This is a genomic window from Streptomyces sp. NPDC053673, from assembly GCF_055585225.1.
In genome coordinates, this window is sequence record NZ_JBVJKN010000045.1 from 21,024 (window position 1) to 42,667 (window position 21,644).

20 protein-coding genes and 2 pseudogenes are annotated in these 21,644 nt (G+C 69.6%); 10 read left to right on the plus strand and 12 right to left on the minus strand.

Annotated features, from left to right (window positions below; all coding sequences use genetic code 11):
* Positions 1-29 precede the first annotated feature (29 nt).
* The 4 genes from ACZ6ZQ_RS35025 to ACZ6ZQ_RS35040 form a co-directional block, all read right to left on the minus strand.
* On the minus strand, positions 30-704 hold the full coding sequence (locus tag ACZ6ZQ_RS35025; RefSeq protein WP_469772555.1) for a DUF6766 family protein: 675 nt from the start codon (positions 702-704) through the stop codon (positions 30-32).
* Between the two features lie 110 nt (positions 705-814).
* Positions 815-1,225 (minus strand): hypothetical protein, encoded by a 411-nt coding sequence (locus ACZ6ZQ_RS35030; protein ID WP_469772556.1) that lies wholly within the window; start codon positions 1,223-1,225, stop codon positions 815-817.
* Positions 1,226-1,437: 212 nt separating this feature from the next.
* Positions 1,438-1,581, minus strand: a complete 144-nt coding sequence (locus tag ACZ6ZQ_RS35035) for a hypothetical protein (RefSeq protein WP_469772557.1) — start codon at positions 1,579-1,581, stop codon at positions 1,438-1,440.
* 244 nt (positions 1,582-1,825) lie between these two features.
* A complete protein-coding gene (locus ACZ6ZQ_RS35040; RefSeq protein WP_469772558.1) occupies positions 1,826-2,614 on the minus strand; it encodes a sterol desaturase family protein in 789 nt (262 codons plus the stop codon).
* 344 nt (positions 2,615-2,958) lie between these two features.
* Here ACZ6ZQ_RS35040 and ACZ6ZQ_RS35045 point away from each other — a divergent pair, with 344 nt between their 5' ends.
* Entirely contained in the window at positions 2,959-3,471 is a 513-nt protein-coding gene (locus ACZ6ZQ_RS35045) for a hypothetical protein (RefSeq protein WP_469772559.1), read from the plus strand.
* 254 nt (positions 3,472-3,725) lie between these two features.
* Entirely contained in the window at positions 3,726-4,952 is a 1,227-nt protein-coding gene (locus ACZ6ZQ_RS35050) for a branched-chain amino acid ABC transporter substrate-binding protein (protein WP_469772560.1), read from the plus strand.
* A 75-nt stretch (positions 4,953-5,027) separates the two neighbouring features.
* Here the strand turns inward: ACZ6ZQ_RS35050 and ACZ6ZQ_RS35055 are convergent, their stop codons facing one another.
* Both ACZ6ZQ_RS35055 and ACZ6ZQ_RS35060 read right to left on the minus strand, forming a co-directional pair.
* Complete coding sequence (locus ACZ6ZQ_RS35055) at positions 5,028-5,300, minus strand: tetratricopeptide repeat protein (protein WP_469772561.1); 273 nt, start codon at positions 5,298-5,300, stop codon at positions 5,028-5,030.
* Between the two features lie 209 nt (positions 5,301-5,509).
* A complete protein-coding gene (locus tag ACZ6ZQ_RS35060; protein ID WP_469772562.1) occupies positions 5,510-6,820 on the minus strand; it encodes a hypothetical protein in 1,311 nt (436 codons plus the stop codon).
* Positions 6,821-7,615: 795 nt separating this feature from the next.
* On the opposite strand from ACZ6ZQ_RS35060, the gene ACZ6ZQ_RS35065 reads away from it, so the two are divergent.
* Together ACZ6ZQ_RS35065 and ACZ6ZQ_RS35070 are read left to right on the plus strand one after the other, a co-directional pair.
* On the plus strand, positions 7,616-9,808 hold the full coding sequence (locus ACZ6ZQ_RS35065; RefSeq protein WP_469772563.1) for a carbon starvation CstA family protein: 2,193 nt from the start codon (positions 7,616-7,618) through the stop codon (positions 9,806-9,808).
* Between the two features lie 23 nt (positions 9,809-9,831).
* Positions 9,832-10,029 (plus strand): YbdD/YjiX family protein, encoded by a 198-nt coding sequence (locus tag ACZ6ZQ_RS35070; protein WP_469772580.1) that lies wholly within the window; start codon positions 9,832-9,834, stop codon positions 10,027-10,029.
* An 873-nt stretch (positions 10,030-10,902) separates the two neighbouring features.
* On the opposite strand, the gene ACZ6ZQ_RS35075 is transcribed toward ACZ6ZQ_RS35070, so the two are convergent.
* The 5 genes and pseudogenes from ACZ6ZQ_RS35075 to ACZ6ZQ_RS35095 form a co-directional block, all read right to left on the minus strand.
* The gene (locus ACZ6ZQ_RS35075) at positions 10,903-11,871 is read right to left on the minus strand and encodes an alpha/beta hydrolase (protein WP_469772564.1); all 969 of its coding nucleotides are present in this window, start codon (positions 11,869-11,871) and stop codon (positions 10,903-10,905) included.
* 412 nt (positions 11,872-12,283) lie between these two features.
* Positions 12,284-12,424, minus strand: a pseudogene (locus ACZ6ZQ_RS35080) (hypothetical protein); the annotation flags it as partial.
* 34 nt (positions 12,425-12,458) lie between these two features.
* Positions 12,459-12,662, minus strand: a pseudogene (locus ACZ6ZQ_RS35085) (hypothetical protein); the annotation flags it as partial.
* 9 nt (positions 12,663-12,671) lie between these two features.
* Positions 12,672-15,137 carry a SpoIIE family protein phosphatase gene (locus tag ACZ6ZQ_RS35090; protein WP_469772565.1) on the minus strand — a complete coding sequence of 822 codons (2,466 nt, stop codon included), beginning with the start codon at positions 15,135-15,137 and terminating at the stop codon, positions 12,672-12,674.
* 475 nt (positions 15,138-15,612) lie between these two features.
* Entirely contained in the window at positions 15,613-15,849 is a 237-nt protein-coding gene (locus ACZ6ZQ_RS35095; RefSeq protein WP_469772566.1) for a hypothetical protein, read from the minus strand.
* Between the two features lie 696 nt (positions 15,850-16,545).
* Between ACZ6ZQ_RS35095 and ACZ6ZQ_RS35100 the strand changes: the two genes are divergently transcribed.
* From ACZ6ZQ_RS35100 to ACZ6ZQ_RS35125, 6 genes are all read left to right on the plus strand, one after another.
* A complete protein-coding gene (locus tag ACZ6ZQ_RS35100; protein ID WP_469772567.1) occupies positions 16,546-17,403 on the plus strand; it encodes an oxidoreductase in 858 nt (285 codons plus the stop codon).
* A 179-nt stretch (positions 17,404-17,582) separates the two neighbouring features.
* On the plus strand, positions 17,583-17,885 hold the full coding sequence (locus tag ACZ6ZQ_RS35105) for a hypothetical protein (protein ID WP_469772568.1): 303 nt from the start codon (positions 17,583-17,585) through the stop codon (positions 17,883-17,885).
* A 69-nt stretch (positions 17,886-17,954) separates the two neighbouring features.
* Complete coding sequence (locus ACZ6ZQ_RS35110; protein WP_469772569.1) at positions 17,955-18,260, plus strand: DUF6247 family protein; 306 nt, start codon at positions 17,955-17,957, stop codon at positions 18,258-18,260.
* Positions 18,257-18,517 carry a hypothetical protein gene (locus ACZ6ZQ_RS35115; protein ID WP_469772570.1) on the plus strand — a complete coding sequence of 87 codons (261 nt, stop codon included), beginning with the start codon at positions 18,257-18,259 and terminating at the stop codon, positions 18,515-18,517. The genes ACZ6ZQ_RS35110 and ACZ6ZQ_RS35115 overlap by 4 nt, the downstream gene beginning before the upstream one ends.
* Positions 18,518-18,891: 374 nt before the next feature.
* Positions 18,892-19,593: a DNA polymerase beta superfamily protein gene (locus ACZ6ZQ_RS35120; protein ID WP_469772581.1), complete on the plus strand. Its 702-nt coding sequence runs from the start codon at positions 18,892-18,894 to the stop codon at positions 19,591-19,593.
* 268 nt (positions 19,594-19,861) lie between these two features.
* Positions 19,862-20,251 (plus strand): hypothetical protein, encoded by a 390-nt coding sequence (locus ACZ6ZQ_RS35125; protein WP_469772582.1) that lies wholly within the window; start codon positions 19,862-19,864, stop codon positions 20,249-20,251.
* Positions 20,252-20,492: 241 nt separating this feature from the next.
* Here ACZ6ZQ_RS35125 and ACZ6ZQ_RS35130 read toward each other — a convergent pair whose 3' ends face one another.
* Positions 20,493-21,578: a DUF5937 family protein gene (locus tag ACZ6ZQ_RS35130; protein WP_469772571.1), complete on the minus strand. Its 1,086-nt coding sequence runs from the start codon at positions 21,576-21,578 to the stop codon at positions 20,493-20,495.
* Positions 21,579-21,644 lie beyond the last annotated feature (66 nt).

The window sequence follows — 21,644 nt, forward strand, 5'->3', positions numbered from 1 at the left end:
GCCGGCGGCCGGCGGCCACAGCGGCCGGGCTATCCCTCGACACCGGTCGAGGTGTGGGCGGCGCCGACGGGCTTGGACTCGGGCGAGCCGCGCTGGCGGAGGTAGACGGACAGGATGGCCATGGAGGCCACGGCGAGCAGTTCCGACTGCCAGTTCTGCAGGGAGCGGCTCCAGAAGTCCGCTGAGATCAGGTAGTCGCCCCAGCTGACCGGTGCCTGGAGCCGGCGCAGGCGTTGCCCGTTGTACGCGGCGGCTCCGGCAATGGACTGGGCAAGCCAGGAAAGGAGGAACAGGCTCGCCATGACGAGCCCCAAGGAGCGGGAGAACAAGGCCTGCCGCCAGTCCCGGGTGCTCGCCCAGCGCGGCGAATCGCGGCGGGCATGTTCGCCCATCAGTTGGTCCTTCTCCGACTCCACGCCGGCCTTGTGTGTTTCCTTCGACTCCGGTGAACCGCGCTGCAGCAGATAGACGGTGCCGAAGACGTAGAGGAAGAACTGCAGATACTCCGACTGCCAGTTCTCGGTGACGTCCACGGCGAAGTCCGACGACATCAGGTAGTCGCCGAATCCGATCTGGGCGAGCCCGTCCACGGCCAGTTGCTGGTTGAACTCGAAATGACCTGCGATCGCCTGGCCGTACAGCACCAGCAGGAAGGCGAGACCGAACACCAATGTCAGCGAATTGTCATGCACGAACCGGCGCATCTTCTGCGGCCCTCCCCACACTCACCGGTGCAGAAGTCCCAGAGTGATGAAGTAGGCCAGGCCTCCGAGCACCGTGACCAGACAGAGGGTGAACAAGACCCGCACCGGTCTCAGCCTCCCTTGACCTGGCAGTCGTACGGCTTGCCGGCCTCAGGCACGCAGCCCGCTGCGACCACCCGCCAGCCGCTCCCGAACAGTGACAGGAACAGCGTGTCGCCCTGGAGCGTGACCATCGCCTGTTGTCCGTAGACCGTGCTGTCCCGTACGGCGCCCCCGTCAGGAAGCTGCTCTTCCTTCAGCGCCGAGGCGCACCGCGTCTGCCCGGAATGCTCTGTCTCGGCGAGTGTCTGCGGAGCCAGGAGCGTACAGGCCGCTGCGGTGTCCCCCTTGCGGACGGCCCTCTCGAACCTCTCGGCCACGGCAGCGGCCTCCGGGCCTCGCGCGCCCGCGGTGCTGCATCCGTCTGTCAGGGCCAGCGCGAGCATCGTCGGCACGAGCGTGCGAAGCGTTCGTCCGCTCAAATCTGCCTCCGTCGCGGCGCGATGCTGCAGGGCACTGCTGCTTCCGTCAGCGGCGCGAGGGGAGGTACGGCGTAGCTCTGCCTTCCGCGGCTTGAGCATGGACACGTTCCCTTCAGGGCGCGGCGCTTGCAGCCATCTTCCTCGTACCGGTCGCATTCACCCGCCCGCTTGGTCCCACGGCGCAGTCACGTCGCCCGTCCGGCCGAACTCCTTCACAAGCCGGGACGCCATTTGCCGCCCACGGCCACCAGCAGGATCAGCTCCAGGTCACCGAGCCCACTGGCGTCGAGCCCGGACAGGTCGACCCGAAGGCCGTCGACCAGGAAGAACACCGCCAACAGCAGTGTGCCGCTCATCTGGCCGAGACGTCTCTCTCCGTCGCGGTCCGGCCCATGGCCTCGTACGCGGAGCGCGGCTGGGCAGGATGGGCTGGTAGGCGATTCCGGGGCCGGGCTGGAAGGCCTCCGTCCCCGTGTGGGAATCAGGGCGGAGCACACCGTGGGCGCCGCCCGACTTGACGCTGCAAGCGCCCGAAGGACGAGGCGCACACCGTGGGCGATTGCCACCCGGACAGCAGTGACGCGGCGGGCGCCGCCAGCCCTACCGCGGCTCGGCCGCCTCCGGGGCTCCGTGGTCGGCTCTGTTCGTGAGGCCCATCCGCTCCCGGTCGTACGCCGGGTCCAGGGTGCCGAAGATCCGGTCCCAGGCGGTGGTGTAGAAACCCAGATTGACGGCGGGGTTGGCGTGGTGGGCGCCGTGGAAGCTCGACAGGGGGAACCAACGGAAGACCTCGAGCCGCCGCAGCCGTGGCGGCCACGGTTCCACACCCAGATGTCCGAGCGTCCCCATGACGAGGTTGATCACCGCATAGCCGACCAGGGCCCAGGCGTGAAGCGGATACAGACACAGCACCACGAGCCATGTGCTGCCGAAACCGACGACTTCCAAAGGGTGCAGGACGAACAGTGTCGAGGGGCGCGGATCGACCCAGCGGTGGTGCAGCTGGTGAACGAGCGGGTACAGCCGAGGATGATGAGCGGCTGCGTGCCCCAGGTACATGGCCATGTCCATGATGAGGGTGAATCCGACCAGATCGAGGACCGCCCACAGGTCCACGCCGGGCCGCAGCACCAGCCAGCCCTGCTGCCACAGCCACCAACCGGCCACTGTGACAGCGGCGTTGAGCAGGACGGCTGTCGCGATCAGCGTGGCTTCCAACGGCGACAGCCGCCTGGCCGCGGCACTCGGTTCCCCTTCACCGGCCCCCCATCTCCGCAGTGCAACGCCGAGCGCCACGGCGAGCACGAGTACCAAGCCGTTCTGAGCCAGCGCCATCGCGGCGGCCTCCTGCCAGGTCAGCTGCTGCGCCCACCCTGCTATCCCGTCCATCGGGCACCCCCCGTTGCCGCACGAACTGGTCACGGCAGTGTCCCAGACGACGTGGGTGCGGCCCGGGCCGGCCTGACTTCGCCGCCCGCACGGGTGCGCTGCGCCGGTCCCCGGCATGGCCCGGGGCCGGCACGCGCGGGAACGGCCCTTACGCGCGAGACCGGCGCCGTCTGAAGAAGGCCCTGCGGGCCGCCGCCGTCCTCGCCCTCTTCGCCGCCGTCGCCGCCCCCGCCCCCGCCGTCGCCGCCCCCGCGCCCGAAGCCGCGCCCGACGCCCCACCCACCACCGTCGCCTCCTCCCTCAAGGGGGTAGCGCGACTGGGCTACGACATCACCGAGGAGGAGGTGCGGGTCACCGTCGACGCCCACTCCACCTACACCGTGGGCGGCATTCCCACCCGCTCCTGGGGCACCTTCCGCATCTCCCACGTCATCGACGGCCGTGACTACTGGGGCGATTTCAAGGTCGACTGCCTCACCACCGGCGGCCCCACCGCCACCGTGACCGGCCGACTCGTCCGCACCAGCCCCGGCCACCCGTGGCAGACGCACCTGGACCCTCACACCCGCATGGGCGTGAGCTTCTATGTCCCCAGGAACGGCAAGGCACGCGCCGGGCTGTCCGGAGCGACGGCCAAGGGCGCGCCCCTGCTGACCAAGTGCATGGCGCCCGCCGCCGACATGGCGGTCGTCGACGGTGGCTACACCCTGCGGGACAGGGACACGAACAAGCCGGGGTACCAGGCAGTTCCGATGGACCGTGTGACCCACCTGGTGATCGATCCGGTCGATGTGGGGCGGGGTGATCTTGCGAATGACGGGTGGGCTCGGCTGGAATCGGGGCCGCACTCCCGCTGAGGGCCCGACCGGGCAGCCGCCGCTTCCCGCTACGGCGTTCACTGACACGCTTCACCGCCGCATCGTGACCTCGGGACCGGCCTTGTGGAGGGTAATCCTCCGCCTGAGCGGCGCCATAACAAGAGAATCACATCGGTTCGCCCCCTCTGCTCGTTTCGGTGGACGCCACATAGAGTCACGCCAGCCGCCGCGCCAGAGGAACGATCTTCGGCCCTGACAACGCGGTCGGCGTCTTGAAAGGGAAAGGACCGAACGTGCGCAACCGTTCTCTCATAGCTGTGACCGCCGCGCTCGCCGCCGGAGCGCTCTCGCTCACGGCGTGCGGCTCCCGTGACGCAGGCAAGGCCGACGATGCCTCCGGCGACGGCTCCACCGTCGTCACCATCGGTTTCGACGCGCCGTTGACCGGGGAGCTCTCCGCTCTCGGCCTCGGCATGAAGAACTCGGTCGACCTCGCCGTCAAGCAGGCCAACAAGAGCAAGGAGGTGCCCGGCGTCACCTTCAAGATCGAGGCTCTCGACGACCAGGCGCAGCCCTCCTCCGGCCAGCAGAACGCCACCAAGCTCGTCGCCGACAAGAGCGTCATCGGAGTCGTCGGTCCCCTGAACTCCTCCGTGGCCCAGTCGATGCAGAAGGTCTTCGACGCCGCCCAGGTGTCCGAGGTCTCGGTCAACACCAACCCCGCCCTCACCCAGGGCGACAAGTGGGACACAGGCGAGAAGGTTCGGCCGTTCAAGACGTACTTCCGGACCGCGACCACGGACGCCATCCAGGGCCCGTTCGCCGCGGAGTACCTGTACAACACGGCCAAGAAGAGGAAGGTCTTCGTCGTCGACGACAAGAAGACCTACGGCGCAGGCCTGGCCGCGACGTTCTCCGCTCACTTCAAGAAGCTCGGCGGCACGGTCGTCGGCACCGATCACGTCAACCCGGATGCCAAGGACTTCGCCTCCGTGGCCACCAAGATCAAGAACTCGGGGGCGGACGTCGTCTACTACGGCGGTGAGTACCCGGCGGCCGGCCCGCTCAGCGCGCAGGTCAAGAAGTCGGGCGCCGCGATCCCGCTCATCGGTGGCGACGCGATCTACAGCGACGAGTACCTCAAGCTCACCGGTGCCCGTGGCGACGGCGACCTGGCCACGTCCGTAGGCGCGCCCGTCGAGAGCCTGCCCTCCGCCAAGCAGTTCATCGAGGACTACAAGGCGGCCGGGTACAAGGAGGCGTACGGAGCCTACGGCGGCTTCTCCTACGACTCGGCCTGGGCGATCATCCAGGCGGTGAAGGCCGTGGCCAAGGACGGCAAGCTGCCCTCCGACGCCCGCGCCAAGGTCGCCGAGGCCCTGCAGAAGGTCTCCTTCGACGGAGTCACGGGCAAGGTCTCCTTCGACGAATTCGGTGACGCCACCAACAAGCAGCTCACCGTCTACAAGGTCACGGGCGGTGCGTGGAAGGCGGAGACCACGGGCACGTTCGGAGGCTGACCGACCGCGCGGTCGCACATCACCCTGCCGCTGTCGGGCTGCGACTCGCCCCTTCCGGGCCGGCGCAGGCGATGATCATCCACCGCAGCGGTGGTACGAGGCCGGGCTGCTCCCTTCGGTACGGAGGGACCAGCCCGGCCTCGCAGGTTGGCACGTCGCTTCTTTGAGCAGCGCCGCCGCGTCATCCCGCCGCTCCTGCTGAGCGGCAAGATAAGCCAGCCCGATCAGGTTCGCCGCCACCCTCGGCAGGAATCCCAGTTCCCGGCCGAGGCGGGTGGACTCCTCGAAGTGCGCACGGGCCTCGTCCAGGCGGCCGGCCATGTGGTCGGCGAAGCCGAGGTGCCGCAATGCGTAGGACTTCGTCAGACGGTCACCGGCTCCGTCGGGGTCGTAGGGCCTGGCCAGTTGACAGGCACTCAGGATCCCGCGTCGCAGGGCTGGACGGTTGCTTTCTGTGGGGGACCGGGGGATGTGCCACGGCCCGGCCGATACGGCCACGAGTGCCCGGAGCTGCTGCGCACGACAGCGAGAGGGTCCGGGCCATGCGCGTGGACGAGTCAGGCGCGCACGAAGGGCGTGCAGATGGCGTGATGGCCCAGATGGACTTTGCGGCTGGTGTTGACGAAGGTGGCGTGGCCGCACAGCAGCCGGGAGCCGGCCGCCTCGCGGGCGTAGATCGGGGTCAGGCGGATCCGCGCTCGGGGCATGACGCACAGCGCTCTGCTCTCGGGGTGGAGGAACTCGACATCGAAACGGTCGCTGTCCACGAGATCGCTGATGAGAAAGCGGGCGGCCGTGGCCTCGGGACGGCCCGGGACGTGGCCGGCCGCGGCCGCGTCGAGCGCACGACGCCAACTGCTCGCCGAATGGTCGCCGAAGAACACGCCGCGGCTGCCCCAGGTGAACTCCGAGGCGCTCGCGTCGATCACCTTCAGCACCTTGTCCCTGCCGTGGGCTTCGAACTCCTCCAGCAGTCCCTCGTCGGGCCGGGCCGGCAGCACTCGCGACTGCGGCACGCCCGTGCGCAGTACGGCCAGGACCTCCTCGCCGAGCCGGTCGGCGATCCGGGTTTCCATCACGGGATCCCATACGAGCGAAAGCAGCGCCTTGGTGCCGTAGCCGTGGAACAACGGGTTGATCAGCCGCTCCGCGGCCGCGACGATCCGCCGGCGAAGCGGGGTCTCGTACTGGCGCAGTTCCTTGACGTAGGCGAACCGCCAGCCCGTACGTCCGTCGTCACGGAACGCGGAAAAGAACTCCACGTCCATGGGGCGGCCGAATTCCTCGCGCATACGGCGGGCCACCAGCTCGTTCTCGGGGCGATAGGTCGGGTACTGGTCGTCCATCCAGATCCGGTCGATCCCACGCACGTGGAAGGCGTGGAACAGCGGCCCGGCCGGAACGCCGTAGGCCTGTTCCAGCGCGTGCATCTTCCCGACGTTGCCGAAGGCCTCCTCCATCTCCGTCACGCGCGGGATCCCCTGGCTGACCACGACGTCGAGCCGGAACAACTCGATGCGGCGATCGAGGTCGTGGCCGCGCAGGTCCTCGGGAACACCGATGTCCAGTACGGCCCGGACGCGTGCGTCGCCTTCCGCGTACAGCTCCTGGACCGCGTCGCAGAGCGCGAAGATCCCGGCTCCGAGCCGCTCCAGCCGCCTGGTCAGCACGGGACCGAGCGGGAAGGGGCGGGAAGCCACGAGCCAGGGCGCCCGGGACGGATCCGACCCGCCGTAGCGCACCTTCAGCGCCACGAGCGCCTCCTCGGCGCCGATCGCCGCGCGGAGCCGGTCAGGATCCTGCCCCGTCGGCACGTAGACGACATCCGCGAGATCGTGCCGACGCTCCTGCCGGGCGAAGGTCTCCACGGGGCAACCCTAGGACAGTTCCCCTCCGGTGCGGGTGCGTCGTTGAGCGGTGGCCGGCGTGCTCAAGGACGGGATGCGACGGTTCGTCCCGGCCGATTGCCGCACCCCCGGCGCGGCCGCGGCCCGGCCTGGGGGCGACCGAGTTCACCGGGCCAGGGTCCTGCTTCCGGCATGCAGGGCCGCCCACGTCGCTGGTGGCGCCACTGCCTGGCGGCCGTGCCGTCGACATCGGCCTGGCCTTCGCCCCCGGCGCCGAGTTCGCTCCCGGGGACGGCCGCAGGCGCGATACCGTCCACTGGCGGCCCGCCTGCCGCCAGGCCGCCTACGGTCCCGGTTGATCGGCCAAGGAGCGGGTACGCGAAGCCGTGACCAACCCCCTCCCCGTGTTACGGCTCCCGGTACCCGCTCCTCCGCACGGCTGAGCAGCGAGAGGATCCGCGCTTCGAGTCCTTCTTCTGGGAGGTCGACTCGTCGGCGGACGAGTGCGAACCGCGCGAGCTCCTTGCCGGGCCCGGCCGCGTGGCACCGGTCGTCCTCGGCCGCGCGGCGGGCGCCCGCTGGATCCTCGACGTACGACAGGGGACGGAGGCCTGAGAACCGGCGTCGCACCGGAGCGCCCCGGCACGGACGGTGCACACGGGCGGCCGGGCGGTGCACACGGGTGGGCGGCTGCGCACACGGGTGGGCGAACGGCACGCGCGCGGGTGCGCGAACGGCGTCCACGGGTACGCTGATGGATCAGTCCCCTGGATCTGCTGCACACCACAGTGACGACGACGGGACGGGAGCCACACCATGGCCGAGCCGGCACCATCGAACGCTTCCCGGCGGATGAGTCCGCAGTCGGTCGCCGTCTGGGTGATCGTCGCTCTGGTGGGCGCGGCCGGCTGGAGCGTGCTTGCCCTGTCCCGCGGCGAGGAGATCTCCGCCGTCTGGATGCTCGCGGCCGCTCTCGGCTCGTACGCCATCGCCTACCGGTTCTACGCGCGCTTCATCCAGTACCGGGTGCTGAAGGCGGACAAGACCCGCGCCACTCCCGCCGAGCGGCTCGACAACGGCGTCGACTTCTACCCGACCGACCGCCGGGTGCTCTTCGGCCACCACTTCGCGGCCATCGCCGGGGCCGGTCCGCTCGTCGGCCCGATCCTCGCCGCGCAGATGGGCTATCTGCCGGGCACCATCTGGATCATCGTCGGCGTGATCTTCGCCGGTGCCGTCCAGGACATGGTCACGCTGTTCTTCTCCACGCGCCGCGACGGCCGTTCGCTCGGCCAGATGGCGCGGGACGAGATCGGCCCGTTCGGCGGCGCCGCGGCCCTGATCGCGGTCTTCGCCATCATGATCATCCTCCTGGCCGTGCTGGCGCTGGTGATCGTCAACGCGCTGGCGCACTCGCCGTGGGGTGTCTTCTCCATCGGCATGACCATCCCGATCGCGCTCTTCATGGGCTTCTACCTGCGGGTGCTGCGCCCCGGCAAGGTCGCCGAGGTGTCGCTCATCGGTGTCGCCCTGCTGCTGCTCGCCATCGTCGCGGGGGGCTGGGTCGCCCAGTCGTCGCTCGCCGGGTTCTTCACCCTGGCCCCGGGCACCCTGGTCATCTGGATGGTGGTGTACGGCTTCTTCGCCTCCGTGCTCCCGGTCTGGCTGCTGCTCGCGCCGCGCGACTACCTCTCCACCTTCATGAAGGTCGGCACGATCGTGCTGCTCGCGGTGGGCGTGCTGATCGCGAGCCCGACGCTGAAGATGCCCGCGGTCACCGAGTTCGCGGGCAACGGCCAGGGGCCGGTCTTCGCGGGGTCGCTGTTCCCGTTCGTCTTCATCACGATCGCCTGTGGCGCGCTTTCCGGCTTCCACTCCCTGATCGCCTCGGGTACCACCCCGAAGATGATCCAGAAGGAGTCCCAGATCCGGATGATCGGTTACGGCGCGATGCTGACCGAGTCCTTCGTCGCGGTCATGGCGATGATCTGCGCCTGCATCCTCGACCCCGGTCTGTACTTCGCGGTCAACTCGCCGGCGGGTTTCCTCGGCACCACGGTGGAGTCGGCCTCGCAGGCGGTCGCCAATCTCGGCTTCACGGTCACACCTGAGCAGCTGACCCAAGCTGCCAGGGACGTCGAGGAGGCGAGCCTGCTGTCCCGTACCGGTGGTGCGCCGACCTTCGCGCTGGGCATGTCGGACATCTTCTCGGCGGTGGTGGGCGGCGCCGGTATGAAGGCGTTCTGGTACCACTTCGCCATCATGTTCGAGGCGCTCTTCATCCTCACCACGGTCGACGCCGGCACCCGGGTGGGACGCTTCATGCTCCAGGACACACTGGGCAACCTCTACAAGCCGATGAAGCAGGTCAGCTGGAAGCCGGGTGTCTGGTTCGCGAGCGCGGTCGTCGTCGGCTGCTGGGGCTACTTCCTCTGGGCCGGTGTGCATGACCCGCTCGGCGGCATCAACCAGCTCTTCCCGCTCTTCGGCATCGCGAACCAGTTGCTGGCCGCTGTGGCGCTCGCCGTCTGCACCACGCTGCTGATCAAGTCCGGGCGCCTCAAGTGGGCCTGGGTCACCGCCGTTCCTCTCGCCTGGGACGCCGCGGTCACCCTCACCGCGAGCTGGCAGAAGGTCTTCTCGGGCGATCCCAAGGTGGGTTTCTTCACCCAGCGCGACAAGTACCAGGCGGGTATCGACGCCGACCAGATCCTGCCGCCGGCGAAGACCATGGACGAGATGCACACGATCGTGACCAACTCGACCGTCGACGGCATTCTCGCGGCTTTCTTCGCCCTTCTCATCGTGGTGGTCCTCGCGGACGCGGCCCGGGTCAGCATGAAGGCGATCCGCTCCCCGGAGACCAGCCGTCTCGCCGAGGTCCCGTACGTCGAGTCCAAGCTCGTCGCGCCCGCGGGGCTGATCCCCACGCGGGAGGAGAAGGCGGAGCTGGCGGCGGCCGGAACAGGGGGCGCGGACCGCGAGGCTGCCGGAAGCGGCGGGACGTGAGTACCGTGACGGGTACGAAGGCGGTGAGCGGCGTGCGACGCGCGGTGGACTGGGTCCGCTGGTACGTCCGCGAGGTCTCCGGCGAATCCGTGTACGACCGCTACGTCGCCCACACCAGGTCGCACGACCCGGGCGCGAAGGTCATGTCGCGCCGTGAATTCGAGCGCAGCCGCATGGACGCCAGGGAGGCCGATCCCCGCGAGGGGTTCCGCTGCTGCTGAGCGGCACGGAGGCCGGTGGGGGTGGTGCCATCCGGGGCCTCGCTCGGAGCGGCGTCAAGGGGACCCGGGCCTCGCTCGGAGCGGCGTCAAGGGGTGACCGGGGCGGAGCATCCGTGGGCCTTCGCCGAGTGCTCAGCGAACGCCTTGAGCGTGGCACGTTCGTAGGCGAGGTCCGCGTCGGCCCTCGTACGTGCGGTTCTCGCCCCTCTCATATGCGGGCTGCAGGGTGAACAGGGCTCGGCCGTCAGGACACTTGGCCGTCCTCCAGCTCATCCGGCCGTCACGGTCGCGGTGGTGCGCGGGTGTGTCAGTGTTCGGTGTGTCCTCATGGGGCTCCTCCTCGTGGCGGAGCAACCGCTCTTGCGCGTAGGGGCCGTAGTCCGCTTCGAGTGTGTAGCGCGTCCTGAGACCGGCGTCAGCGAGTCGGCAGGTTTCGTGCGGGGCACCCCCGCGGGCGGTCTCGGTGGCGGTCGCCACACCACGTGCGGCGGAAATGCCGGAGCAGGTTCCGTCGGCCGTGCCGAGCGGCTCGTATTCGTCTTCAGCGCGTCCGGGTCGGGCGTGAAGGAGAGGCTCACCGGGCGACGGCGGGAGGAGAGCGCGCTGACCGTCCTGCGTCGAATCTCTGCTGAGCGTCATGGGCATGCAGGCCGTACCGATGCCGACCTGGTCGCCATGGGCGTCGCTGTGCGTCACGTACTGGGCGGCCGCTAAGCCGCCGGCGATGTCCACGTGGTAGTCGTGCCGCCTGAGCAGAAGGTCGTCCCCGAAGTAGAAGTCCTGGACCGTGCTGTGGCTTGCGATGTCGTCCGGGAATGTGGCCCGGAGACGGCGCCGGCGCCCGGCCGGCGATTCGGTCCAGGGTTCCTTTTCCTAGGCTTGGGCGGTTCCAAGGGCGTTGCGCAGGAACGCTGTTGCCTGGTCGATGGCTGCGCGGGCGGCTTTGGACTGACTCAGCGAGTTGAGCATCATGAAGTCGTGGACCGTGCCGTCGTAGCGCACCGTGGTCACCGGAACGCCGGCTGCCCGGAGTTTGGAGGCGTACGCCTCGCCCTCATCGCGCAACACGTCGGCCTCGTCGACGATCAGCAGGGCGGGGGGCAGACCGGAGAGCTGCTCGATGGTGGCCTGATTGGGAGACGCGGTAATCTCCGCGCGTTGGTCCGGGTCGGTCGTGTAAGCGTCCCAGAACCATTCCATCAGCTTGCGGCTCAGGTAGTACCCGGTGGCGAACTGGTCGTAGGAACCGGTGTTCATGGCCGCATCCGTGACCGGGTAGTACATCGACTGTTGTACGAACGTGACGTCACCGCGCTCCTTGGCCATGAGGGCGAGTGCGGCGGTCATGTTCCCGCCGACCGATTCCCCCGCTACCGCCATGCGCTGTGCATCCAAACCCTTGGACGCTCCCTCGCGGACGATCCACTGCGCGGTGGCGTAGCCCTGCTCGATGGCCACGGGGTAGTGCGCCTCGGGCGACGGCGTGTACTCCACGAAGGCCACTGCCGTGCGGGCGCCGACCGCCAACTCGCGCACCAGGCGGTCGTGAGTACCGGCGTTGCCCAGCACCCAGCCACCGCCGTGCATGTACAACACGACGGGCAGCGTTCCGGTGGCGCCCTGCGGCTTGACGATGCGTACCCGTACGTCGCCCGCGGCCGCCGGAACGGTGACCCACTCCTCGACGACCGGCGGCTTGTCGACTGGCGCGGCCTGGAGGTCGTCGAGAACCTTGCGCGCTGTGGTCGGATCCAGCTCGAACAGGAACGGGTGTTGTGAGGTTGCGTCGGCGAGCTCCTGTGCCTCGGGCTCGAGGACGATTGAGGTGGTTTGACCAGCCATGGGAATGCTCCCTGGGAAATCCGAGTAGCGCAGGGAGAGGGGCGCGGGAGCTGAAGAGTGCCGTGATGCGTTCGGGCCGTGGGGCGGCCGACACAGCCTCCGCCTTGTTCAAGCTCCCGATGGGTATGTACATCCACCTTAGTTGCCCATCTGCCGCCGATGCATCCCGGGGGCCTGGATCCGTCCCGCGCCGGGTGCGTGGCTCGGTGACGACACCGCCTCCTCGGCGGAAGGAGCACCGAAAACGCCCACACAGTGACCACCCCAGTCCCACCCCCTGACCAGGCAAGAAGCTCCTGACCAGCCAAAACACGCCTAGCTTGGCGAGCTCGGTGTCGACCTCGACGTTGATCGTGCCGAAGAAGTTCACGTTCTCGCTGTGGGCCGGGGAGATGTGCGCCGGCAACTCGTCGTCGACCGCGCGGGCTTCGGCGCGCATCTGCGCTATGGCCAGCCTGTAGTACTCCGTGGTCCAGGTCACCACTGAGTTGGTCAGCGGCGTCAGGCACCACGCCTGTTCGGTGCGCGGCCAGGCGGCGGTGCCGGATTGCACCCTCGTGCGCGTACAGCAGGCTGCGGCGCAGGGAGTGCAGGGATTCGCCCTTGTTGAGCTGCCGGGCGATCTTCCCGCGGTAAATCTCGTCCGCCGGACAGCGGGCGGCGTAGACCGTGCGGCGAAGCCCCCGTACTCCTTCAGCGCCGCGGCCAGGGTGTTTTGCCGGGACGAGGCGGACAGCTTCCCGACGATCAGGGAGGCGGTGGCTGCCCGCGACACGGGCAGTTGGCCTGATGTGCTGTAGTCACGTCGTCGGCGGGGGCCGGTCCGGGCTGTCCGGTACCGCTGGGGAGGGCAGTGGTTGTTCGGCCCAGATGGTCTTGCCGTCGTGGACATAGCGGGCGCCCCACCGCTCTGCGATCTGGGCCACCAGGAACAAGCCGCGGCCGCCCTCGTCGGTGCTGCGGGCCTGTCGCAGGTGTGGGGATGTGCTGCTCGTGTCGGAGACTTCGCAGATGAGGTGGCGGTCACGGATGAGCCGGAGCCTCACCGGTCCGCCGCCGTACCGGTAGGCGTTGGTGACCAGCTCGCTGACGATCAGTTCGGTGCTGAAGGCCATGCCCTCCAGCCCCCACTCGGTGAGTTGGGAGACCGTCAGAGTACGGGCCCGGCCGGCCGCCGTCGCCTCTGCGGGCAGGGTCCAGGTGGCCACCGTGTCGGGTGGCATGCCGCGGGCGCGGGCGATGAGCAGCGCGACGTCGTCGTCCGGACAGGCCGGCAACAACGCGTCCCCGACCGCTTTGCACGTGTCCTCCAGCGAGCGGCTGGGATCGCTCAGTGCCAGGCGCAGAAGCTCCAGCCCTTCGTTCGGATCGCGGCGCTGCGCCTGGACGAGCCCGTTGGTGTACAGGGTGAGAAGACTGCCCTCGGCCAGGTCCAGTTCGGCGGTCTCGAACGGCAGGCCGCCCAGGCCGAGCGGCGGGCCGGCGGGCAGGTCGGGGAAGTGGACCCGTCCGTCAGGCTCGACCACTGCCGGCGGCAGGTGGCCGGCGCGGGCGAGGGTGCAGCGCCGGGAGACCGGGTCGTAGACCGCGTACAGGCAAGTTGCGCCGATGACCTGCGGGGTGGTGCTGGCGGTCGGATCCTGCTCGCTCGCCAGGCGGTCCACGAGATCGTCCAGCTGGGAGAGGACCTCGTCCGGAGGCAGGTCCTGGCTGGCCAGGGTGTGCACGGCGGTGCGCAGACGGCCCATGGTGGCCGTGGCATGGAGGCCATGCCCGACGACATCGCCGACGACGAGGGCGATACGGAGCCCGGAGAGCGGGATGACGTCGAACCAGTCGCCGCCGACCCCAGCGGTGGGGTCGGCCGGCAGGTACCGATGGGCGATCTCGGCCGCTGGGTGCTCGGGCACCTCCTGCGGGAGCAGGCTGCGCTGCAGGGTGAGCGCCGCCTCGTGCTGCTGGGTGTAGCGGCGGGCGTTGTCGATGCACACGGCTGCGCGGGAGGCGAACTCCTCGGCCAGTGTCAGGTCGTCTTCCTCGAACGGCTCGGGCCGCTGCCACCGCCACAGGCTCATCATCCCCAGGACGAGCCCGCGCGCGACCAACGGCACCGCGATCAGCGAGTGGATGCCCAGCTCATGGAATGCCTTCACCCTGGCCGGCTCATCCAGAACCCACTCCGAGGGGACCTCCACCATCGGGTCGAGGACGGGGCGCCGCTCGGCCAGCACCCTCACCCGGATGGAGTACGGAGGAAGCTGCACCACGTGGCCTTCCGGATACACCACCTGCAACGCCTCGGGCGAGATGCTCCGGACAGCCGCCCGGACCACCGGCCCGGACGGGTCCTGCGCGGGCTCCTCGCCACGGGTCACCGGCTCGAGCAGGTCCACGGAGACACAGTCCGCGAGGTCGGGGACCGCCACCTCGGTCAGCTCGCGCGCAGTCTTTGTCACGTCCAGCGTGGTCCCGATACGGGCGCTGGCCTCGTTGAGCAGCGCCAGTCTCCGGCGCGCCCGGAAGCGGTCGGTGACGTCCTCCACCGTCTGGGTGACTCCCAGGACCCGGCCGGAGGCGTCCTGCATCCGGAACGCCGAGACGGACACGACGAGCTCCCGGTGAGGGTCCCGTCGCAGTCGGCATGGCAGCTCGGTGAAGATCAGAGGCTCACCGGTTTCGAGGACGCGGCGAAGTTCGGCCTCGTTCCCTTCCGCGTCGGGGCCCATGAGGAAGTCGCCGATGCGCAGCCCACGGTACTGCTCGGTCGGGACCCCGCCCCACCGGGCGATCGCGCGGTTCACCCGCAGGATGCTTAGGTCCGGAGCGTGGATGGAAAGACCGATGGGGGACCGGCGGAACAGCCCGTCCAGCATCGCCCGGTCCGTCTCCCACTGGATCACTTCCTCCGCCGGCGCCCCGACCAGGAACCACTCGCGACCGGCGTCGGCCCTCACAACTGCCCGGGCCCGGCACCCCAGCTCCACCCGGCTGCCGTCGCGGTCTCGGACGGGCACGACCCCGAACCAGCCCCGATTGCTCACGCAGGCCGCGACCACGTCCATGACGACGGCTGCGTCTCGGGGGTCGACCAGGGCGTCGAGCGCCGGTCGGCCCAGCACGTCCTCGGCCGAATAGCCGAGCAGTGACTCGGCCAGCGTGCTCCAGCCGACGACCCTGCCGTGGTCGTCCAGCACCGTCGAGGCCGCGCGATCCACGGAGAACGGGTCTTCCGGACCCTCGCTGAACGTGGTCACCCGCGTGTTCATCCCCACCGCCCTCGTCGCGTCCGAGTGGAGGCCGCACAGCCGTGCCCCGAGCAGTACGCGTCGGCCCGGCCGTGGTTCCAGTCCAGTATCGGCTGCACAGCGGGACCCCGCGTCAGCGCTCACGTACCGCTGTCGCGCGCGCCCGCTCCGCTACTGGTGAGAGGGAGCCGCGCGCCGCGGTTGCCGGCACGTTCGGCCATTCGCAGTCGAACCGTCGGTTCTGCCGGCGCACGGGACGGCGGTGGAGTCCGAGGGGCGTGTGCCGGCGTGTGCCGCCCAGCGGCGAGTTCGTCCTCGTCGCCGGCAGACCGCAGGTCGCATCCCTCAGGCGTTGGCCGGACGCACCCTGACGGTCCGGGCCGACCAGCGCACCGTCTGCAGCGGCAAGGCCCTTCTCGCCGCAACGACGAAGGGGCGTGCGCGAGGCGCTGCGCCCGGTGCAGGACTCGCGGGGAGCGGTGGACTGAGCGCGGGGTCACCGCCGCGTAGGTCGCCCGGGCGGCTCGGACCACACCTCCGGGCCGCCGCCGCGCCACTCGATCAGTTCCGGGTCGTCGATCGCGGTGTCGGCTTCGGGCAGCTTCGCCCCGCGCAGGAACTCCAGCACATCGAGCAAGTGGTACGCCACGCCGACAGACTCGCCGCGGATCGCCACCCGCCTGCCGCCCTCCGGCGACAGCGGATACACGACCACGGGCGCCTCTCCAGCCATGTCACCAGGGTCCATCCGAACGCGTCCGGACGCATCCTGATCACGCAACGTGACAGTCCTGAAGGCATGCGCTGCGCGACCCGCGCCGGTCAGCACAGCTGAGCGACGGACGCCATGAACCCGCCCGGGCGGGTCGGTGTCCTCGCGCAACTCGCGCAGGATCGCGGCGAACTCGGGAGCGTCGACCCTCGGCGGTGAGGTCGTCCCGGATCAGCTGGAGGGCCGCCCAGCCTCACAAGACGCTACGTCTCGCGAGGGTCACGGCCCGCATCGCCATCGCGTTCCGGTCGTTGTGATGAGCATGGGCCAGGAAACGAAGCCACGCCGACGTCCCCTCGGCCACGGCGCACCTCACCTGCGCAAGCCCCACGGCGACAGCCGAGAAGCACGTGAGGGGCAGCCGCGGGCGCCGTCCCTGCGGGAGCGAGCGGCACGCCTGCAGCGGGGCTGGTGAGGAGTCTCGCCTCGCCGGGCACAGCGGGTGCCGGCCATGGGCCGTATCGCGGGCCGGTTCGCCCAGGTCGAACCACGTCGAACGCCTCCCGCAGGCGAGCGGGATCGATGCTGTGACCTGTGGCTGCCGTCTCATCGTTGCTCCGCACACGTCACGATGCTCAACCACGGCCGTCGCTCCCTGAAGCAGGTACCACGGGCAAGATCACGACATGCCGTGTCCGGAGCACTAGGGTGGTGACCGTGACGACAGAACGATGGGCGCTGGGCGGCGACTTGAGCGTCGCGAGGATCGGCTACGGCGCGATGAAGCTGACCGGTTGGCCGAGGGGTGACCAACCCCATCGGGACACGGCACTGGCCATCCTGCGCCGGGCCGTGGAACTCGGGGTGAACCACATCGACACCTCGCATTACTACGCGCGTGACGGAGTGGCGGCCAACGAGCTGATCCGGGAGGCCCTGCACCCCTACCCGGACGACCTGGTGATCGTGACCAAAGTGGGCGCGCTGGTCGAAGGGGCCGATCTCGCCCTGCCGGCGACGGAGAAGACCGGCCTCACCCCCGACAATCTGCGCCGAGGCATCGAAGCAAACCTGCTCTCGCTCGGCCTGGACCGCCTGGACGTGGTGAACCTGCGGATGGGTGATCTCGACCGCTCGGAGACACCCTTGAGCGCGCCCCTGGAAACGCTGCTCGCGCTGCGCGAAGAGGGCCTGATCCGCCATCTGGGCATCTCCAACGTCACCGCCACCGAGTTCGCCGAGGCCCGCAAGATCGCCCCGATCGCCTGTGTCCAGAACCTTTACAACGTCGCCCGACGCGATGATGACCCACTCGTCGACGCCTGCGCGCAAGCCGGCATCGCCTACGTCCCCTTCTTCCCGGTCGGCGGTTTCCAGCCGGTCACGGCCGAGCGCCTGGAAGCCGTCGCCACCCGACACCGTGTGACCGTGCCGCAGGTGTCCCTGGCCTGGCTGCTGGCCCGGTCGCCCAACATCCTGCTCATCCCTGGCACCAGCTCGCTGGACCACCTGGAGGAGAACATCGCGGCCGGCGCGCTGAAGCTGAGCACGGAAGACATCGCCGAACTCGGTTAAGAGCGAAGGCAGCTTGAACAACCCCCGCAGCTGTCACGGCCGTTCCCCCAGGTCGCTTCCCATGAAGATCACGATCTACGGCCGGAGTGCCGGCGCTCCAAGTTCTGAGCCCGAGCGCATCTGCCGCCCGCGCGACGGGCAGACAGCACCTTGTCACCTTCTCGAGGGAGGAAGCGCTCATGCGCAAGCACCGCCGGGTGGGCGCAGCAGCACTGTTCGTCGTCTTCGGAGTCCTGAGCGGATGCGGCAGCGACACCAAGGGGGTCGACAAGCGCAGTTACCTGTCCGGCTACGAGGACGCCTTCGGTGGCGCGTACATCCCCACGGACCAGCGCAGCCGCGAGGACATCGAGGCCGACTGCGACGACCTCTTCAGGGGCCTGGTGGGCAAGTACGAGGGCAAGGAGATCGTCCGGGCGGACTGGGTTGAGGGCTGTGCCGACTATGCCCAGAACAAGGACTCCGTGTTCTCGGACGGATAACCCCATGCGGAGTACCCGCCGCCGCTTACCCCCTTACCGTTGCGAAGAGACCCGCGCCTGGAGGAGCCCATGACCGCCCAGCCTGAGCACACGACCAGCCCCGCGCCCGCGCCGGCGCCGACCGCGGCCGCGCAGCTGCTCGCGCGGATCCGTGCCGACCGCCGCGCCCAGCAGTGGGTGCCGGCCTTCGAAGGGGACTGGGCCAAGGCGCTGGAGGACTCCCGTCACAGCTACAGCCTCACCCCGCTCCACGAGGTCGTGCGCATCTGGCAGGCCCGCCTTGCCGCCGCCCCGGCCGTCGACGCCTTCCTCGCTTCCGGCTGCGACGACTCCGACGGCATAGCCCTGGAAGACGCGCTCGGGGCACGCCGGTGAGCGACGCCGCCTGGCAGGCTCGTCTGTCGCGCCACGCCCTGGCCGCGCTCGACGCGCTGCCCGAGCATGCCCGCGAGATGCTCCGCGACGTCGTGGACATCGCCTCGCGCGACCCGTGGAGCTTCCCGGCCTTCAACAACCGGGACCCCGAAGGCGAGGACGTGCGAGCCGCCTCGGTCGGACAGCTCACCGCCGTCTACTTCATCAACCGCAAGGCCGGACGCTTGTACGTCATCGACATCGTCTGGCTCGGCTGACCGGCCCCAACGACACTGCCCGTCCCCGGCTTTCCCGTTGCCGGGGACGACTGGTCAGCGATACGAACGTCCAGATGCTGCGCCGAGGCCGGGGCCGAGGCCGAATGCGAGGCCGGGGCCGAGCGGGAGGCGTTCGCCGCCGGCCGACGCCGGGCCCGTCGGCTGCTGCGGCACTCGAAGCGCCGCTACAGCGGGCACAGCATGCGCCGCGGACTGGTCTGCCGCCAGCAACAGCTCGGCGTACCCCGAGCGGATCCCACTGCCGCCACGTGCCGGGCTCCGAAGCTCGCCATCGAGCGGGAGTTCGCGGATCCATCCTGCGCCGCCCCGAAAATCCCGACGACGTGTGGGTCACCTGCCGTACCGTTCATCCGATCCACACCCGCGGAGGAGACGCGAGCCATGAACGTGCTGCAGGGATAGTCGGCTCCACCGCCTACGGACTGTCCAAGCCCGGGTCCGACATCGATCGCCTCGGCCTCTTCGCCGCGGACACCATCGAATTCCACGGCCTGCACGGCCCCGCCGAATCGCACGTCACCATGAACCCGGACCGCACCCTGCACGAAGCAGCGAAATGGTGCCGTCTCGCCCTCGGCGGCAACCCCACCGTCACGGAACTGGTCTGGCTCCCCGACGACCTGTACGAAGTACGCACCCCGCTGGGCGACGAACTGATCGAGATCCGCAGCTCGCTCCTGTCCGCCAAGCGAGTCCGGGACGCCTACCTCGGCTACGCCACCCAGCAGTTCAAGCGGCTCTACGACCGAGGCGACGGATCTGTCTCCGCCGACACGCGCAAGCGGACCGCGAAGCATGCCCGGCACCTCATGCGTCTGTGTCATCAAGGCTTCGAGCTGTACGCCACCGGCCGGCTGAACGTCCGCGTCGAAAACCCCGAGGCCTTCCACGAGTTCGGCGAGGTGGTTGCTGCGGACGCGATGGCGGCGCTGCCCCTCCTGCAGCGCTTCGAGGAGCGGTTCGACCGGACGAAGAGCGTCCTGCCGACCCAGCCGGACGAGGCGCCCGTCGAGGCATGGTTGCACCGGGTTCGCGTCGCGCACTACACGCTCTGACGGCAGGGCCGGCCCGGCGGGGTCAAGGGCGCAGCGGCAGGTGGATACTCCGTGCATCTCCACAGCCACACCGACGGTTGGGCACCCGTGCTCGCCGGCGATGTCACGACCCCAGCATCCGGCCTCCGTGATCAAGGGCGTTAGGCTGCCCGTCAGCTGCGTACGCGGCGGGGGGGAAATCGGGGGGACGGGACGCATGGGACCGAGACGGATTATCACCACTGTTGTGGCCTTGGGCGCCGGGGTCTACTTGTTCGGCGGCAGCCTGATGCGATTGGAGACACAACTGACGGGGACGCCCGGCCACTTCCGGGCCGAGTACTGCGAGATCTATGAGTCCCGCCGTGACGACGACGGTGTGACGTGCTCCGGATCCTTCGAGGCCGAGGACGGCTCCTTCCGGATCGCGCAAGTGGAGGTCGACACCGCCTTCGACGAAAAGCCGACGGAGCCGGTGGCCGTCACAGTTGACGGACCCTCGGCGACCACGGCGGTCGAGAGCCAGAACGACGTCTGGCTCATACCGGGCGGCACGGGCCTGCTCTGCCTGCTCGTCGCGGCATGGAACGTCACGCAGGCCGTACGTTCGCGCGCTTCCCGGGCGTCCGGGACGACTGACGCCGCGACGGCGGAGAAGCCCGCTCCGAGTCCTTCGTAGCCCTGGGCGGCCGCCCTCCAGCCGGATGCCCTGAAGGAAGCGCCCGTGGAACATGCGGCGGGTGCCGGGAAGCGGGAGCTGGGCCGTTGTGCGCGTGGGGTGATGTCGCTGTCGATGATGCGGCGGAGCCCTGGCCGAAGGTGGGCGGCTCCTCGTCGGGACCCACCCGGATGCCGAACGCGCGAAGTGGCCCGGAGGTTTCCCACCGGCGGTCGCCCGCGTTCCGGCAGACCGAAGCTACTCAGCGCAGCACGGCCGCCAGCAGGTCGGTCCCCAGCGGCGTAAGAGCGGGCACATGGAGGGAGTGACGGACGTAACGACCGTGCCGCCGGGCCGTGAGCAGGCCCGCGCGGCGCAGGACAGCGAGGTGGCGGGAAACCTCCGGGGGCGAGAGTTCCCAGGCGTGGGCCAGCTCACCGGTGGTGTGCGGGCCGCGGGCCAGGGTGCGCAGCAGCCGCAGCCGTACCGGATGTGCGAGTGCCTCCAGCCGTAGTGTGACCGTTTCCAGCGATACCGGCTCTGATGGACTCGGCTCGGCCACGGGGTACTGCACCACCGGCTGCCACCCGGGTGCGTGGACCACCACAAGGTGCGGGCTGCCGAAGACGCTGGGGATGAAGGTGACTCCGGTGCCTTGGGCCGCGGTCGCCTTGTCCTGCAACTTGTCCACGACGATGCAGTCGCCGTCCGGTGCCAGGGTGACTGCGCCGGAGACCGATGCGAGTGCCGCCCCGAGGCCTTTGCGCTTCAGCAGGTCGTTCTTCAGACGCAGGTCGGTGGCGAGCTGCACGGCGACGCCCGTCCATGCCGCGTCGAAGAAGGCCTCGGCGCACTGTTCGAGGGTGTGGCGCACCCGCGCCCGCACAGCGGCCGGGTCCGCGAGCAGCCGTTCCGCGAAGGCCTCCTGCCGCGCGCCGCGGGCCTGGGCCAGGTCCAGGGCCCGCTCGCGCGCAGTCGCGTCGGTGAGCGGCGACGGCGCGGCGGAGTGGACCCGGTTGCTGCCGCACGTGGTGACGAGCGCGGCGGTCACATACGTTTCGTCGTCGATCCGGTCCACGTCGTCCAACTCCTCGGCGAGGGTAGGCCGAGGCCGGGCGGGGAGCAGGAAGTCGGCTTGTGAGGAGCGCCAGAGGAACTCCGCCTCCCGCAACCGCTCGGCCAGCTCCGGCCGCAGCCCGGCCCAGACGTCCCCGGCCCAGCCGGCGTGCTGCGGATGATGCCCGGGTTCGGCCAGCACATGCAGCATCGCGGTCAGCTCGGCCAGCGGCGAGGTGGCGAACCGCAGTCGCTCGGATGGCAGGCCGCTGATGTCGATCTTCAACGTCATCCCCTCAGCATCCCTGACCGGATGGACGGCGACGGCGTCGGTTGACGGTGTCCGTCAACCGACGTG

What these genes read in the sequence shown, in the direction of transcription:
- ACZ6ZQ_RS35025 (WP_469772555.1), bottom strand. Translation starts at nt 704, where the DNA reads ATGCGCCGGTTCGTGCATGACAATTCGCTGACATTGGTGTTCGGTCTC.
- ACZ6ZQ_RS35035 (WP_469772557.1), bottom strand. Translation starts at nt 1,581, where the DNA reads ATGAGCGGCACACTGCTGTTGGCGGTGTTCTTCCTGGTCGACGGCCTT.
- ACZ6ZQ_RS35040 (WP_469772558.1), bottom strand. Translation starts at nt 2,614, where the DNA reads ATGGACGGGATAGCAGGGTGGGCGCAGCAGCTGACCTGGCAGGAGGCC.
- ACZ6ZQ_RS35065 (WP_469772563.1), top strand. Translation starts at nt 7,616, where the DNA reads ATGGCCGAGCCGGCACCATCGAACGCTTCCCGGCGGATGAGTCCGCAG.
- ACZ6ZQ_RS35075 (WP_469772564.1), bottom strand. Translation starts at nt 11,871, where the DNA reads ATGGCTGGTCAAACCACCTCAATCGTCCTCGAGCCCGAGGCACAGGAG.
- ACZ6ZQ_RS35090 (WP_469772565.1), bottom strand. Translation starts at nt 15,137, where the DNA reads ATGAACACGCGGGTGACCACGTTCAGCGAGGGTCCGGAAGACCCGTTC.
- ACZ6ZQ_RS35095 (WP_469772566.1), bottom strand. Translation starts at nt 15,849, where the DNA reads ATGGCTGGAGAGGCGCCCGTGGTCGTGTATCCGCTGTCGCCGGAGGGC.
- ACZ6ZQ_RS35105 (WP_469772568.1), top strand. Translation starts at nt 17,583, where the DNA reads ATGCGCAAGCACCGCCGGGTGGGCGCAGCAGCACTGTTCGTCGTCTTC.
- ACZ6ZQ_RS35110 (WP_469772569.1), top strand. Translation starts at nt 17,955, where the DNA reads ATGACCGCCCAGCCTGAGCACACGACCAGCCCCGCGCCCGCGCCGGCG.
- ACZ6ZQ_RS35125 (WP_469772582.1), top strand. Translation starts at nt 19,862, where the DNA reads ATGCGATTGGAGACACAACTGACGGGGACGCCCGGCCACTTCCGGGCC.
- ACZ6ZQ_RS35130 (WP_469772571.1), bottom strand. Translation starts at nt 21,578, where the DNA reads ATGACGTTGAAGATCGACATCAGCGGCCTGCCATCCGAGCGACTGCGG.